Below are 15501 nucleotides of genomic sequence, written 5' to 3' on the forward strand. Positions count from 1 at the left end.
TTCTCTCCCAGCAGGAGTTAAGATCTGTTTTGCGGATTGCGAATAATGTAGTCAAATGCAGACAACGCAGCATTTGCGCCAGATCCGTACGCTGTAACAATCTGCTTATACGGCTCATCCGAGCAATCTCCTGCAGCAAAAATACCCGTAGCTTCTGTGCATCCTGCTCTATCCGTAATAATTTCTCCTCTATTATTTAGAGGAATCTGATTTGCAAGCCAGCGAGTGTTTGGAGCTAAACCAATTTGCACAAATACGCCGTCCGCTTCAATAACATGCTCTTTAGATTCGGAATTATTCGCGCTGTTTCGATCTAAGTAATGCACTGCCGTAACTTTATTGCCATTGCCTTCAACGTTACTTACAGCAGCACTAGTAATAACTTCAGTATTTGGCAAATTATGCAAAGTATCTAGTAATACTTGATCCGCTTTAAGGGTATCCATAAATTCTACTACAGTAACGTGCTTTGCAATACCAGCTAAATCAATCGCTGCTTCAACACCAGAATTTCCGCCACCAACAACGACAACATTCTTGTCTTTGAAAAGCGGACCGTCGCAATGAGGGCAGAATGACACTCCTTTATTGCGGTACTCGTCTTCTCCAGGAACGCCTAATGTACGCCAAGTTGCGCCAGTTGCAATAATCACTGCACGCGCTTTCAAAGCACCGCCTGAACGCGCATGAATTGTATGCAAACCGTATGCTTCTTTAGCTAAATCAAGCGAATCTGCCCAATCAGGAGTAAATACGTCAATATTGTATTGCGAAATATGTTTAGTTAGATCTGCTGCTAGTTGAGCGCCAGTAGTATGCGTTTGCGAAATATGATTTTCAATACTCTCAGTTTCTACAACTTGCCCGCCGCGATGATCCATAATCATAGCCGTACGCAAGCCTTTGCGAGCAGTGTAAATTGCAGCAGCAGAAGCAGCAGGACCGCCGCCCACAAGAACAATATCGTACGGGTCTTGCGCATTCATTTTTTCTGCGAGCGCAGCGTTTGCCGCAGAAATGCTATTATCATTATCGCCATTCTCATTCTGATCAACAGATTTTTCGTTAGACGCAAGTATTGCAACCAGTTCGTCTATCCCTGCTCGTCCGGAGGAAATAAGTTTGCCATCTTCAAATACTGCCGGCACACTCATTATGCCAAGGCGCTCCACTTCTTCTCTAAAAGCGCTACCTTCTACTGCAGTATGCTGAATTTTAGGGTTGATTATGGAAATTGTGTTTAGTGATTGCACAACTTCTGGGCAGTTTAAGCAAGTTACCGACATGTAAGTTGTTACATTGTGTGGACCAAGTTTAAGTATTGCTTCGCGCTGCTCATCACTAATTTTTGGCGCATAGCCACTTACTTGTAGAAGCGCTAATACTAAAGAACTAAATTCGTGTCCTAAAGGCAAGCCTGCAAAACTAACCGATACGGTAGATTCTCCATTTACTGGATTGTCTAGTTTTCTGCGCAATTCAAAGCTTGGTTTGCGCTTTGAATTGTTGATTTCATTATTATCGCCTTCAACAACACTGATTTTGTTGCTTTGTTGAGATACTTCTTCTAACAATGCTCTAACTTTTTGAGATGTTTCAGAATTGTCAGCATAAGAAACGATTTCTATTTTAGATACCATCTTTTTTAGTAATTCTGAAAGTTGAGCAGTTAATGATGCATTCAACAAAGACATAATATACTTCCTTCGGTAACTTTAGCCACAAGCAAAAATAAGTTAAATGCGTAGGAAACTATGAACGTAGCCCCCTACGCATTGCGAAAATTCTTTAAAAAGATTCTTTAATATTTAATTGCAAAAATCAGATTTTGCCGACCAAATCAATAGAAGGCTCGAGTGTTTCTTCACCCTGCTCCCATTTTGCTGGGCAAACTTCACCTGGGTGCGCTGCAATATACTGTGCTGCTTTAACTTTGCGAAGCAGCTCGTCGGCGTTGCGGCCAATTCCGTCTGCGGTCATTTCGAAGAACTGAATCATGCCTTGTGGATCAACTAGGAAAGTTGCGCGGTGAGCTAAACCTGATTCTTGATTCCAAGCATCAAAATTACGCGAAAGAGCTCCGGAAGGATCACCCAACATAGTGTACTTTACTTTTGCAATTGCTTCAGAATCGTCATGCCATGCCTTATGCACGAAGTGAGTGTCAGTAGAAACGGAATATACTTCTACGCCAAGTTTTTGCAATTCTTCGTAATGGTTTGCTAAATCTTCCAACTCAGTTGGGCAAACAAAGGAGAAATCTGCTGGGTAGAAGAAGAAAACAGCCCACTTGCCGAGTACGTCAGCATCGCTTACTTCAACAAATTCACCATTCTTGTATCCATTTACTTTGAACGGAAGAATATGCGTGTTCATTAAACTCATACTATGCTCCTCAATATGTTTAATTGTGCTTTCTAAGCGAAACTATCAATACTGATTATAGGCAATAAATAGTGTTGCTTCCATAGTTAAAATGTATTCTATATCACTAATTAGGGTATTTGACAGCATTGTTTAACAGAATATATAGTAGACAGTCTTGTTTTTAGTTGCATAAGACTATAAGCATGCATATTGATTTATTAAGCAAGATACGCGTATACCGTATAATGTACTTGGAATAACGCACTAAAACAGATAAAGGATTAGCGCAAATATGAAAAGCAACGCTAGCATTTTCAAAACCATAAGCGGCATAATAGTGGCTTTCGGCTTACTTTCTACAAGTTTTATTGGTTTACCATTAGCTACAACTACAGCTGCATTAGCAACTGAAAATAGCACTACTGCTAGCGAACCAGTGCATACTCCTTTGACTGCACAAACCGCTCACGACATTTCTACTGGCAAAATTCGCCTAGAAAATGGCCAAATTGACCAATTGTTGTATGGAAAGCCAGCTCTAGATCCAGATCAAGACAGCGATGGAGACGGGCTTAAAAACAGCGAAGAGCTTTACACGTACGTAAAAAATGGACGAACCTACTACGGATACAAGTCACATCCTTTGATTAAAGACACCGATGGCGACGGATTAAACGACAATAACGATACAAATCCTCGCAGGTGGGATATTAGTCCTCGCGATATGGCGCTGTTTATGGAACTTGTGTATAGGGATGATAATTACGTAAATAAAGTGCTTGACGATAAGCATGAGCTTACAGATGTTTACAAAGATCGCAACGAATACAAGCTTATGCATAATGAGCTTGCGCCATATTGGAAAGTAAAGAAAACATACCACGAGTCCGATGGCTTTGATGCAGTACTTTTTGAAAATGTTAACCCAGAATACCCGTTTATTGAGCAAAACGGCGTGCAAGTTCTTGGAATCCGCGGAACCCAAGGCGCGAAAGATGCGGGACTGGATCTCAAACTATTCTTTGGCGGAGAAATTAGCCAAGCAATTACTGCAGAAAAACTTATGGATGAATTAAACAAAAATCATCTAGTAAGCAATCTGTACGTTACTGGCCATTCTTTGGGTGGATATTTAACAGAACGTGCTCTTGTTTATGCTAAGCGGCAAAATTACGGTTGGTTTACTAAAGCTTATACATTTAATGCTCCAAAAATTAAGGGAAGCGTTATTAGGCCAGCAATGAAGAAACGAGCCGAAGAACTAAACGAACTTACCCAAAAAGGTTACGCTGAACATTATGCAACAAAGAAAGATACGCTAATAAGCCTTATTGGCCATGTTGACGGTGCAAAAATTATAGACACTGGAAACAATGGGCACAGTTCACGCAACTTCCTTGATAAAAAAATGGACAATCAGCCAGGATTTACCGTTGGAAACAGAAAACAGATTGACGGCACTGGAACAGTAAACCCAGGCGTTACAAAAGTTAAGAAAACTCCAAAGCCTGCAGAAGTAAAACCTTACGAAGAAACTTACAAGCCAGAAGCTAAAGAGATTCTTCTTGCAAATAACGAGCCTTTACCAAACGATTTTAAGGATGCTTTAGTAAACGCTAAGGATCTTCCTCAAGGAGCAACTTTTGAAGATGTTACAAATCGCAATTTAATTAACATCTCGAAAATCGGAGATTATACAGGCAAGCTGAAAATAACAATAAATAACACTAAAACGATTGAAAAAGAATTTACTATACGCGTATTAGATACGCCAAAAGTCATCGCTAAAAGCGATGCAAACCTTCGTTTTGAGCTAAATTCTACATTCCCTAACGATTTTGACGCTAAGAGATATCTTGATGACGTACCTAATGACGCTAAAATTTCTTTGCTAAATAAACCAAACATGAGCACTAAGGGCGTACAAGATGTTAGCGTAAAAGTAAGCTTTAATAATGGCACTACGAGAACGGTAAAGATTCCAGTAAAAATCTACGAAGCAACACCGTGGGCACCACTAACGCCAGCAAAGAAAGCAACTCCAGGTAAAACTATTACGCCAATACCAAACGTTACAGCAGTAGAAGGTAAGAAAGTAGAAGTCAAAAAAGATACTACGATTCCTGCTGATTTCGACTTTAAGCCGTATTTGCAAGGTTTACCAGAAAATAGCACTATTAAAATTATTACACAGCCAAACACTACAAAAATTGGCGATACTACGCTTGTTGTAGAAATAACCTTTGCAAACAACGCAAAAAGAAAAATAACACTCAAAGCTCACGTTGTAGAAACGATTCCTGCAACGCCAGCGACACCAGTGACACCAACACCAGCACCGCATCCAGAGCCACAACCTCAGCCACATCCAACTCCTCAGCCACAGCCACAACCAGAGCAGCCACAGCCTGAGCATCCAGAGCCACAACCGCAGCCACAACCTGAGCATCCGCAGCCACAACCAGAGCCTGAGCACCCTACAAACCCGACTCTAAATCCACAGCATAATGAAAACAATCATCCTGCTGAACCTGAAAATACTACAAATAATAACAATACTGATCAGAGTGCAGGAACTACAACAATACCGTCAGCTCCAGCAAATATAACTGAGCTTAAAGCCGCACTTGCAAACACTCTAAAAGCCGGCGAACATAACATTGTGTACGCAGGCAAAAACAATAAAATTTCTGTACAATTGAACGCTACAAATGAATTTATGCAGCGCTTGATGAGTGAGAAAACTGTAAATGCATACGCATACATTTATTCAAGCCCTAAGCTTCTTTATAGCGTAAATGGAACAAAGTATGTAACAGTTCGCATTAACGAACAAGGCAAGGCAATATTTGATGCGATTATTCCACAAGAATATAGCGGCAATCACACTATTGTTCTTATCGACGAAAATGGCGATCAAGTTGCATGGACTAATGTGTTAGTAAAGAAGGATGAGACTTCACAGAATTCTTCCACAAATGAAACTAGCATTCCACAAACACAAAACACACAAAATGTGCAGAATACTAGCGAAAACAAATTAACTGCAAACGCAAGCGCGGAAACAACTGTCAGCGCGAACAAGAACGTAATCACGCAGCCAGAAGCGAACAAAAAGCCAAGTACAAGCAGCAGTTCTCTTGCGAATACTGGAACCCAAACAATTCCAGCACTTATTAGCATCGCTGTAATGCTGTTTGTTTGCACAATCATTACAGCTGCAAGAAAATCACATCTAACTAAATAGCTAATGCAAAAAACTAGATACTAAATACTAGATAGCCCACCAGCTTGCAAACAACCAAGATGGTGGGCTATAGGCTAAAAGTGTGTAAAAATCACGCCTCCAACATTTTCTTTCTTTTTTGCAATGCAGGTAAAATAGTAAAAAATACAAGAGAAAAGACAAATAGAGCTAGAAATATTAAAGTTAATATCCATGGGTTTTGTAATCCAAATCCCACCATAATAGACCCTGAACTTGTTTCATGCGCATCAAAGAACACACTACCAAAAAGGCCTAGATGACGACCCATCTCCCTACCTTTTGTAAACATAAGTATGATTACTGTTGCAGCTGTTAGAACTGCAGTCAAAATGAACGATAGAGTTATTGCACTAATAATTCGCTTAAACATATTCATAATACTTCTTCTCCTTTGCGCTGAATTTATACCATTATTGAATAAAATGCACACCGCGTCAATAGATATCCATAATAAAACTGTTGATGTTCTTAGAATACGCCCTCATATTCCACTTATACATCACAGTGGAGCGGATGACGGGAGTCGAACCCGCCTCTGAAGCTTGGGAAGCTTCCATTCTACCGATGAACTACATCCGCATGTTGCAAACAAAATTATTGTATGCAACTTTTTAAGACTAGCATGTGCTATTGAGTATGCAAATACTTATGCTTACTTAAGCTTACTTAAGCCAATAATTACATAAATAGGTCGCTAACTGATTGACGGCAGCAATCAGCTAGCGCAAACAACAACCGCAGATTAACAATCTAAGGCAATAGCTATAAGATACGCGGATGATACTACTTTCTTTCGAGCGCGTTGCTCTTTAGCACCAGCTTCACGCTCATACTCATCTACTCGTTTCCAGCCGGCGTAATCAATGGCTTTCACGCCTCGAGATTTAAGCAGCTCATCTATGGACTTTTCGTTACGATCTTCCGCAATCAGCCCGGATTTTGCTAAATCTTCGAGCATTCGATCAACAATAAGAAGCGCGTCAGATTTAGTAGAACCAATTAAACCAACAGGCCCTCTTTTAGCCCAGCCTGTAGCGTACAAGCGTTCGCGCACCTCACCATTTTCCGCAGAAGTTACGATTCTACCATCATTATTCGCGAGCAACGTGCGCTTTTCGTCGTAAGCAATGCCTGCAACCTCAGCAGGATGGTAGCCAATAGCATGATACACGGCTTGCACAGCGTAATCTTCAAATTCACCTGTGCGAGACATTGTGCCATCCGCGCTTGTTACAGTTCGCTCAACTCGTATTGCTTTCACACGCCCATCTTCGCCAAGAATTTCTACAGGAGCCGAGTTGAAATGAATAACGTAACGTCGGTTAGCAGGATTTCCTTCAAAATCAACGTTTCCGCCATCTTCCATGTCTTCTGCCATGTCTCGAATCGCAAAAAGTTCCTCAACCATTTGGCGCGTGAGCTTATCGTTACCAGCAACTTCTATCGTTTCATCGTCTAGCTCAAAATCGTCCTCGTTAATAACAATTTGCACTCCGGATAACTTTTCCATTTCACGCAATTCTTGCACGGAGAATTTCGCTTGAGCTACGCCTCGGCGAATAAATAAATGCAAGGTTTGAGTTTGATTTTTTTGCAATCCTTCGTACACGTCGTCTGGAATATCCGTATGCGCGCGCAAATAATCAGGATCTCGCAAAAGCTCACGAGCAACATCCATTGCCACATTTCCGCCGCCAATAACAGCTACTTCCTTGGCTTCAAGCGGCCACGTGCGCTTGCTAGTTGGGTACCCGTCGTACCATTCTACGAATTTTGCAGCTCCGTACACTCCGTCTAAATCAGCACCTGGAACCCGCAATGGCCTATCTTCCACAGCTCCTGTAGCAAACAGCACTGCATCGTAGCGCGCCAGCAAATCTTCTAAAGTAATATCTTTACCAAATTCAACATTCGCATAAAGATGAATATTTGGATTATCAAGAGTTTTTTCAAGCGCATTGGCAATAAATTTAATACTTGGATGATCCGGAGCCACTCCGTAACGCACTAAGCCGAAAGGCACAGGCAATTTTTCAAAGAGATCAATGCGAGCGCTTGTGCCGAGTCCTAATTCTTCGCCACGCTTAGCAAGTTGTCGCAAGAAAATATCGGAAGAATACACTCCAGCAGGTCCTGCACCAATTACTGCAATTCTAACTTCAGGAGCATGCACTTTAGAAATCTCAGAGGCCTGAGATGTTTCTGGTGCAACATTTTCTATTAAATTATTTTTCATTATTATCCCCATATTGAACTATACAATACGGCACTTTTGCCGTTTTTGCGCGCATTATGCGCGGACTTCAAGCACAGATTTCCTTCAAGTGCTTTCATAATTAGACTAGCGCATTGCTAAGTCTTACAAAATGCTTACCTTAAAAAGCTTAGATTAAAACGCTTTATTTAATCTTTTCACGCGAGCGCAAAGCAGTTAACGCCCAAGTAATTGAAATAACGTCAATAATTTCCTGCATCATTGCTCCAATAACAGCTGGAATGAAACCAAAAGCAGCTAAAATCATGCTTACAATAGCCAAACCTATTCCGAGCAAAACTGACTGCATCATAACTCGTTTTGTATGCTTCGCAACACTTACAGCATTAGCAACTGACGCAATGTTGTTGTTCATAATAACCACCTGAGCGCACTCCGATGCTGCAGTATCGGTACCATCCGTTACAGCCACACCAATGTCTGCAGCCGCAAGCACAGGAGCATCATTTACGCCATCTCCAACCATCATTGTTACAGTCGAATCTTTCTTATTTTTGATCGCATTGTAATTGTGCTTTTTTACATACGCTAGTTTATCTTGCGGAAGCAAATCTGCATGCACAGAATCAATACCAACGCTTGAAGCTATAGTTGTTGCAGCTTGTAAACCGTCACCAGTGAGCATTGCTATTGTTCTAACACCCAAAGCACGCAACAAAGCAATAGTTGATTTCGCATTATCTCGTGGCACGTCTTTTAACACAATACGACCAACCAGCACGCCATCAAAGGAAACGTAGGTTGCCATTTCGTCTGATGCAAGAGATTTATCTATAGTTGGATTCGTGTTTTGCTCTGTAACGTATTTGCACCTGCCCACACGCACTAAAATGCCATCTACAACGCCCTGAATGCCTTGACCGGCGGTTTCCTTAACGCTGTGAACTACAGGGTATTCTCGCACGCTAGGAAGCTGCGGAGCTGACGATGGGTGAGCGTTTTCCCACAAGCTTGCCCCAGCTTTAGCAATACCGCCTGCAAGTATGTGCTGAGAATAAGTTTCCAGAACGCCCGCAAGCATAACTATGCGATCAGCCTTCTGCATAGAATCAACTACGTCAACTCTTGCAACTTGCGGCTGTTTTACGGTTAACGTGCCGGTTTTGTCGAAGAAAACATCTGTTACTCGGCTTAACTGTTCTAAAACATCCTGACTTTTAACAACAATTCCAAGTTTTGCTAAACGCCCAGTACCAGCCATGCAAGCAACTGGAACTGCAATAAGCAGAGGACATGGGGTTGCTAAAACCAATACTTGCGCAAATCGCAATGCGTCGCCAGAAAAGCTCCAAGCAAGACCTGCAATCGCAAAAGATAATACTGTAAACGGCACAGATAGCATGTCTGCAAATCTAACTACTGCAGCTTTAGAGGACCTAGCAGACTCAACAAGCTGCATGATTTTCTGATACTGCGAGTTTTTAGACAGCTTGGTTACGCGCATAATAAGCACAACGCCGCCGTTTACGCAGCCAGAAAGCACCGAAGCTCCCGCATAGACTTCTCTAGGAACAGATTCTCCGTTAATAGCACTTGTGTCTAAAATTGCAGAACCGCTTAGCAGCTCACCATCGACCGGCACAGTTTCGCCGGGAAGCACAATAATTACGTTTCCAATCTTTAATTCATCAACTGCAACTGTAGCGTAACGCTGCAAATTTGAGGTGATTTCGCCGTCTGCAGATGCTTGTAAAAATGGGCAATTATTTCGTTTACAGTTGCAATTTTGCAAGTTATTATTTTCGCAATTACTTTCGCAATTTTGCTCGCTACTATTAGATTGCTTAGAATTAGTGGCATCTACTTTTCTAAATTCAGCATGCTGGCACAAAACACACGAGGTGGGCTTGCACTGATTTTCACTCAAACATGGCGGTTCGTAGGATTCATCATTTGCTTGATTATTATTCATTCCATGCTCAATACCTGGCAAAGTCATAAGATGAGCAGTTTTTGGAGCTGCACTTACTAAAAGAGATAGATTGCGCTGAGCTTTCATATGCGCAAAATCTTCAATTGCCTCTCCCGTCCAAACCATTACAACAATCAAATAACTTGCCCAGAACTCACCAATAAAAAGCGTTGCAAGCAATGCAACAAAAGCTAGCAAATCAATACCTAAAGTTCCGCGCAATAAATTTTTAATCATGTTACGCAAAGAAACAAGGCTGGTATATAAAACGAGAATAGCGATAATAGTTTTGCCAACACTAAGACTTATTGAAATATCGTAATCAAGATTTAAAAAATCAAAGATTTGTTGCGAAAAATTATAAATTTGCTCATTGAAAGTAGCCAATATAGGCAAATTGCATGAGTAAAAAGCCACAATAAAAGGAAAAGCAAGAATTATGATTGTTAATTGAGGTGCACGACGGCAATATGCTAAAAGTTTACGCATACACTTTCCTTACGCTGATCAGGTTAACTACGCTCAAAACGCTGCTAACACACGATTTCACGCCTTGTTAACCCATTGAGCGCAACTTAAATAGTGCACTCAATACACGGCGTAAAGATTTATATTTAATTTATATTTGTATTTATTTGTATTTAGTAATCATACCAATAGGCCTTGATGAGAAACATTCTCACAAACACAAGTTAAAGCAAAACTAAGAACACGCACTCAAGAAACAAAAAAGTTCTGATTGAAAAATCAACCAGAACCTTGCTCGTGGAGCTAAGGAGACTCGAACTCCTGACCCTCTGCTTGCAAAGCAGATGCGCTACCAGCTGCGCCATAGCCCCATTTGAAAGAATGTAACCATTCTATCGTGGGCCCGGGAGGACTTGAACCTCCGACCTCATCCTTATCAGGGATGCGCTCTAACCACCTGAGCTACGGGCCCAACTTGTATGCCTAAAACATACAAGTAGTTACATTAGCACAGACACAGAAAATGTCAAACCGCAACACGCCATAAAAAGAAAACGGCACGTTGCGGTTCGAATCAAAAAAATCAAACAGAGGTTAATTAATCAAGATGGCTACGCATAAACCACTGGAACTTTTCCAGCTGCTGCACGTGATCCTGAATAATGTTAGAGCTCACAATGTCAAGATTGTCAAGCTCCGCAATAGCTTTGCGATCGTCTGCAATCATATCGTTGTAATACTCAATAAGAGCCTGCAAATATTCTTTAGTTGACTTGCGACCAGTTAAAGCAAAACGCTTCCATGTGCGAGCTGCAACAACATCGTCTGCGCGTCCAAGTGGAGAACCACCCAAAGTTGCAATTCGCTCAGCAGTTTCATCCGCCTGCGCCAAAACTTCAGCAACCTGCGGATCAAGCATTTCGTGCACAGCAATAAAATCTGGACCAGTAACATTCCAATGAGCATGTTTAAGCACCAAAGCAGCCTCCTGCTCATGGCTTAAACGATTCTGCAAAACAGCAACAGCCTTTTCACTGGCCGCCTCGTCGAGACCTGGCAAAATATGCAATAAGGCCATATTTATCCTTCCTTAGATTTTTTATTACTATTACATTCTACTGCTACGGCTTAAATTATGCGCGGCGACGCACTTCAAGAGTAGCAATACGTCGACCATCAACCGCAGTTACAGTCATATCGTAGCCGTCTGCATCGTGCAAAACAGCTCCAACGCTTCCCATAGAACCAGTATGCGCTAAGAAATAGCCTGCAACAGTTTCATAAGGTCCATCTTCAAGCTCAATGCCTGTAATGTCAGCAAAATCTTCAATGGTCATACCACCATCAATTTTTGCAACACCATTTACAAAAGCAGTTGTTTTATTCACATTATTTTGCTCAGATTCTTCAGGCAGATCGTACTCGTCGCGAATATCTCCAACCAACTCTTCTGTCATGTCTTCAAGAGTTACAATTCCGTCAGTTCCGCCGTATTCGTCAATAACAATAGCCAAGTGGATTCCGCGCTTTCGAAGCAGCTCTAGGCTTGGCAAAAGCTTTGAAGTTCCAGGAAGACTAATTCCTTCGCGAGTTACATCTGCAACAGTTTTTGCGTTAGGATCTCTAACATCCAACAAATCGCGCACATGTACAAAACCAATAACGTCGTCAAAATCCTTGCCAATAACAGGGTATCTGGAATACGGAAGCTCACGAATTTTTGCAGCTGCTTCTTCAAGACTTAACGAACCGTCCAAAAATTCCACGTCAGCACGCGGGCGCATCACTTCAGCAACAATTGTTTCCGAAGCATCAAACACGTCATCCAAAATATTGCGCTCATCCTGACTTAAACGCTTATTGCTGTTAACAAGCACGCGCAATTCTTCGTCAGAAACTTCGCTTTCTTTTTCATTAGGATCAAATCCAAGCAAGCGCACAAAACCGTTAGTATTCTTACCAATAAGCCAAATTAAAGGCTTGCAAATTTTCGAGAAAATATCTACCGCCGGCACAACAGCTCGCGCAATCTGCTCAGAACGCTGCATTGCAATACGCTTCGGCACTAATTCAGAAATTACAATAGAACAATACGAAATAATAAGAGTTAAGAAAATAGTGGTAAGCGGGCCTGCAACATGCTTAGGCACTCCCCATGAGCACACAATAGGCACAACGTAAGGAGCTAGCGCAGATTCACCGAAGGATGCGGAAAGAAAACCAGAAAGCGTTACGCCAATTTGCAGGGCAGACAGAAAAGTATTAGGGTCGCGCGCAATTTTCGCAACTCTGGCTCCACGAGCATCCTGAAGCTCCATGCGATCAATTTGCGAACTTCTTAAGCTCACTAAAGCCAACTCGGTTGCCGCAAACACGGATCCGAATAGCAGGAAAATCATGATGAGCAGAATATTAAAACCAATCGCCATAATTGTTATCTTAGTTTACTTCTATGCGATATCAACAATTCTTTAGTAGAAAATTATTACGGACGGTAAAAATATCCAGTCGGTGCTTTAGTAGATTTTAACGATATAACTTTTAGTACAACACCGAAACGTTGGTATCCTTTAACTCCTATGCTCCCCCTAGAAACGCGGGCGCGAAGCATAACCCACTCATGTTCGTGAAGTTTGTTGGCATTTTTATAGTTTGCAACTAAACCAAAAGGAGACATATCTAGAATGCAGCAAGACATGAGTTGACGAGATAAACGAAACTGATTTGCTCCTAAAGTAGTATCACGACTTACAAACCCTGTAATCATAACCGTATAGCCTTCATATTTTGAAATATTATGGTCGATTTCGTCATACCATAAGCCGAAATCATCGTTTTTTACTTTTATTTCACGAGATTTTTCACTCAACCCAAAAAGTTTCGAATTGTGGCTTCGAATAGCAATAGCCCTGCCTCCTGCATAACGGTCAAAACCGCCAGCGCTAAATCTTTGCGACGACTGCAGCGGAATAATAATTAGCAGAGCAGGAAGTGCTAAAGAAACTAGCATTTTCCAAGAATCTCGTGCAGAAACATCAAACCATCCCAACGCGGCACAAAATGCTAAAACTAAAAGCAGGACGGCTGCAATTATCAAATATATGAACGCTCGAGGAGTGGTAAAAAGCGTGTACTGTCCACTTAAAGTTACTGTGGCAATAACTGCTGCTAAACATAGAAGCACAAAAGATTCTAATATTTTTGCAAAAGTAATACGATTACGCTTTTTATTTTCTTTACTAACAGAACTTGTATTTTTCATAGCATGAACCCCCAAGCCCAGTTAGAAAATAGTGAAGCTAGAAGGCAAACTCCTGCAATTGATAGCGTTAAGCGCAATACGAATTTGCCGCGGCAATCAGAAATAAGCATAAGAGTATTTTTTAAATCTAGCATTGGTCCGAATAGCAAAAATACTAAAACGGAAGACATTGGTAAAGAAGCAGCTAAACTTCTAGCAATTACAGCATCCGAACTTGAGCACAACGAGCTGAAATATGCAATAGCCATCATTGCAGGTATTGCAATCCAAATATTGTTAGCTTGTATTCTGGAAGCAGGATCCGCCCCTAACCAAGCTCGTATAACAGAAGCAACAATAGTTCCGCACACAATAATTGGTAAAAGTTTCAAAAAATCTTCATGAATATGCTTTATGTATAGCTTTATTTGCGCGCAAATACTTGATTTTGTGCGATTTTGCGTCTTTAACTGTTCTGAAGAATTTTGATTTTCTTCATGATTGCAGCCACAATTTAGTTCACAAGAACATTTTGATTTAAGATTATTTTTTAATAAATTTTCGTTACGCAAAACAGATGATTTTGGCGGAAATATTGCAAAACTTAATCCAACTAATAACGCAATACCAACTCCTAAAGCAACGCGCATAACGGCTACAGCCGGCGCATCAGCAAAAGCGTACCAAGTCGCTAAAACAGACACAGGATTTACAACAGGAACAGCACAAAGGAAAGTTATTGCGCAAGGAAGCGGCAATTTTCTTGCAACCAGTCTAGAAAATGTTGGCACAACCACACAGTCGCACACAGGCACACATACTCCAGCAATTATGGCAGCTAAAAAACCGTTTGCAATAGATTTTGGAGCATGTTTTTCAATAAAATCAGCCGTTACCCAAGTTTCCACAGCAGCAGAAACAAGAACACCAATAAGAGTGAAGGGGATTGCTTGCAAAAGTAAGCCAGCAACACCTCGAACAGTGGTGTCAATAAGAAGCCAAGGGTAGCGCAATTGCAATGCAGGGGCCATGGCAATAATAAGAGCTGCAAAAGGCACTCCTGCAATCAAAAAAAGATAGTTAGCAGAATTTGCTTGTTTTGCCGGTTTTTCTGCTTTTTCAGCTTTTGCTGCTTTTCCCAGTTTTAGCATGACAACACTTCCACCAAGCCGTCACTCATTCGATACCTTGCACCAACAAGCATCAAAGCGTCTTTGAAAACAGCTTCGCGAATTATTTGTGATTTTTCGCAAATTTCAGCCAAAATATTAGACACGTGAATACGTTCAACATCATCTGTATCTAAATTTTCCTCAACACCTGCGAGCGCAGCCGGTCCTAAAGAACGCAGCAGTATTGACTCGCTCGACTCAATTATTTCGCTTGTTTTATCTTCGCCGTATTCAGAAACCAGCTTTTGCACGTTCGGAAAAACAGCCTGTACAGCGCCACAATGCTCATGCCCAAGCACAACCAACACTTTTACTCCCAAGTCACTCACGGCGTATTCTAGAGAAGCTATTACGGCATCATCCAGCACTTCTCCAGCTGTACGAACAGAAAAAATATCGCCCAAACCGGCGTCGAATATAAATTCTGGAGCAACTCGAGAATCTGCGCACGAAAGCACAACAGCTCCAGGATGCTGACCGTCAATAAGTTTCATACGCGCTTGTGAATTTACGCCTGAATGCGCTGAATTGCCTTCTGCAAATTTGCGATTCCCAGCAAGCATTGCACTTAATACCGATGTAGCTAAAACTGAATCTTCATTAGCAAAATCTTCGTTTGCCTCTTCTTGCATTATTACCTCCTACATTGGCATTGGCAATATTTTAGTTGCTTAAAGTTTAAAATTTTTGATTTAGAATATATTGTATCTTCCGTAGTAAATAAGAATTCTGTTTAAGAGTATAAGCCTATTATCAAAAAGCTCCCGTATTGCAATTCGCAAATACGAGAGCCTTCTT

The 15501-nt window shown here is 41.3% G+C and carries 11 protein-coding genes and 3 tRNA genes; 1 reads left to right on the top strand and 13 read right to left on the bottom strand.

What is annotated here, in order from left to right; genetic code table 11:
- Positions 1 to 17: 17 nt before the first annotated feature.
- Positions 18 to 1694, bottom strand: coding sequence for an alkyl hydroperoxide reductase subunit F (gene ahpF / locus HXT35_RS03345; protein ID WP_421787828.1), 1677 nt, complete (start codon positions 1692 to 1694; stop codon positions 18 to 20).
- Positions 1695 to 1821: 127 nt separating this feature from the next.
- Positions 1822 to 2385: an alkyl hydroperoxide reductase subunit C gene (gene ahpC / locus HXT35_RS03350; RefSeq protein WP_421787830.1), complete on the bottom strand. Its 564-nt coding sequence runs from the start codon at positions 2383 to 2385 to the stop codon at positions 1822 to 1824.
- A gap of 274 nt (positions 2386 to 2659) precedes the next feature.
- On the opposite strand from ahpC, the gene HXT35_RS03355 reads away from it, so the two are divergent.
- Positions 2660 to 5614: a Rib/alpha-like domain-containing protein gene (locus HXT35_RS03355; protein WP_421787832.1), complete on the top strand. Its 2955-nt coding sequence runs from the start codon at positions 2660 to 2662 to the stop codon at positions 5612 to 5614.
- Between the two features lie 91 nt (positions 5615 to 5705).
- Here the strand turns inward: HXT35_RS03355 and HXT35_RS03360 are convergent, their stop codons facing one another.
- The 11 genes from HXT35_RS03360 to HXT35_RS03410 form a co-directional block, all read right to left on the bottom strand.
- A complete protein-coding gene (locus HXT35_RS03360; RefSeq protein ID WP_004126665.1) occupies positions 5706 to 6011 on the bottom strand; it encodes a hypothetical protein in 306 nt (101 codons plus the stop codon).
- A gap of 129 nt (positions 6012 to 6140) precedes the next feature.
- Positions 6141 to 6214, bottom strand: a tRNA-Gly gene (locus HXT35_RS03365).
- 163 nt (positions 6215 to 6377) lie between these two features.
- Positions 6378 to 7874, bottom strand: a complete 1497-nt coding sequence (locus HXT35_RS03370; protein WP_421788383.1) for an FAD-dependent oxidoreductase — start codon at positions 7872 to 7874, stop codon at positions 6378 to 6380.
- A 160-nt stretch (positions 7875 to 8034) separates the two neighbouring features.
- Entirely contained in the window at positions 8035 to 10311 is a 2277-nt protein-coding gene (locus HXT35_RS03375) for a heavy metal translocating P-type ATPase (protein ID WP_421787834.1), read from the bottom strand.
- Positions 10312 to 10588: 277 nt separating this feature from the next.
- Positions 10589 to 10661, bottom strand: a tRNA-Ala gene (locus HXT35_RS03380).
- Positions 10662 to 10688: 27 nt separating this feature from the next.
- Positions 10689 to 10762 (bottom strand) — tRNA-Ile (locus tag HXT35_RS03385).
- Between the two features lie 126 nt (positions 10763 to 10888).
- Positions 10889 to 11368 carry a Dps family protein gene (locus HXT35_RS03390; protein WP_004126655.1) on the bottom strand — a complete coding sequence of 160 codons (480 nt, stop codon included), beginning with the start codon at positions 11366 to 11368 and terminating at the stop codon, positions 10889 to 10891.
- A 55-nt stretch (positions 11369 to 11423) separates the two neighbouring features.
- Entirely contained in the window at positions 11424 to 12719 is a 1296-nt protein-coding gene (locus HXT35_RS03395; RefSeq protein WP_421787836.1) for a hemolysin family protein, read from the bottom strand.
- 56 nt (positions 12720 to 12775) lie between these two features.
- Entirely contained in the window at positions 12776 to 13552 is a 777-nt protein-coding gene (locus HXT35_RS03400) for a TIGR03943 family putative permease subunit (protein ID WP_421787838.1), read from the bottom strand.
- Positions 13549 to 14682, bottom strand: a complete 1134-nt coding sequence (locus HXT35_RS03405; protein WP_421787840.1) for a permease — start codon at positions 14680 to 14682, stop codon at positions 13549 to 13551. The genes HXT35_RS03400 and HXT35_RS03405 overlap by 4 nt, the downstream gene beginning before the upstream one ends.
- Positions 14676 to 15335, bottom strand: coding sequence for a carbonic anhydrase (locus HXT35_RS03410; protein WP_421787842.1), 660 nt, complete (start codon positions 15333 to 15335; stop codon positions 14676 to 14678). Before HXT35_RS03410 ends, HXT35_RS03405 begins: the two co-directional genes overlap by 7 nt.
- Positions 15336 to 15501: the final 166 nt, after the last annotated feature.

The sequence above is a fragment of the Gardnerella sp. DNF01141 genome, from assembly GCF_049244255.1.
GTDB lineage: Bacteria > Actinomycetota > Actinomycetes > Actinomycetales > Bifidobacteriaceae > Bifidobacterium > Bifidobacterium vaginale_E.

What these genes read in the sequence shown, in the direction of transcription:
- HXT35_RS03360 (WP_004126665.1), bottom strand. Translation starts at nt 6,011, where the DNA reads ATGAATATGTTTAAGCGAATTATTAGTGCAATAACTCTATCGTTCATT.
- HXT35_RS03390 (WP_004126655.1), bottom strand. Translation starts at nt 11,368, where the DNA reads ATGGCCTTATTGCATATTTTGCCAGGTCTCGACGAGGCGGCCAGTGAA.
- HXT35_RS03400 (WP_421787838.1), bottom strand. Translation starts at nt 13,552, where the DNA reads ATGAAAAATACAAGTTCTGTTAGTAAAGAAAATAAAAAGCGTAATCGT.
- HXT35_RS03410 (WP_421787842.1), bottom strand. Translation starts at nt 15,335, where the DNA reads ATGCAAGAAGAGGCAAACGAAGATTTTGCTAATGAAGATTCAGTTTTA.
- HXT35_RS03405 (WP_421787840.1), bottom strand. Translation starts at nt 14,682, where the DNA reads ATGCTAAAACTGGGAAAAGCAGCAAAAGCTGAAAAAGCAGAAAAACCG.
- ahpC (WP_421787830.1), bottom strand. Translation starts at nt 2,385, where the DNA reads ATGAGTTTAATGAACACGCATATTCTTCCGTTCAAAGTAAATGGATAC.
- ahpF (WP_421787828.1), bottom strand. Translation starts at nt 1,694, where the DNA reads ATGTCTTTGTTGAATGCATCATTAACTGCTCAACTTTCAGAATTACTA.
- HXT35_RS03355 (WP_421787832.1), top strand. Translation starts at nt 2,660, where the DNA reads ATGAAAAGCAACGCTAGCATTTTCAAAACCATAAGCGGCATAATAGTG.
- HXT35_RS03375 (WP_421787834.1), bottom strand. Translation starts at nt 10,311, where the DNA reads ATGCGTAAACTTTTAGCATATTGCCGTCGTGCACCTCAATTAACAATC.
- HXT35_RS03395 (WP_421787836.1), bottom strand. Translation starts at nt 12,719, where the DNA reads ATGGCGATTGGTTTTAATATTCTGCTCATCATGATTTTCCTGCTATTC.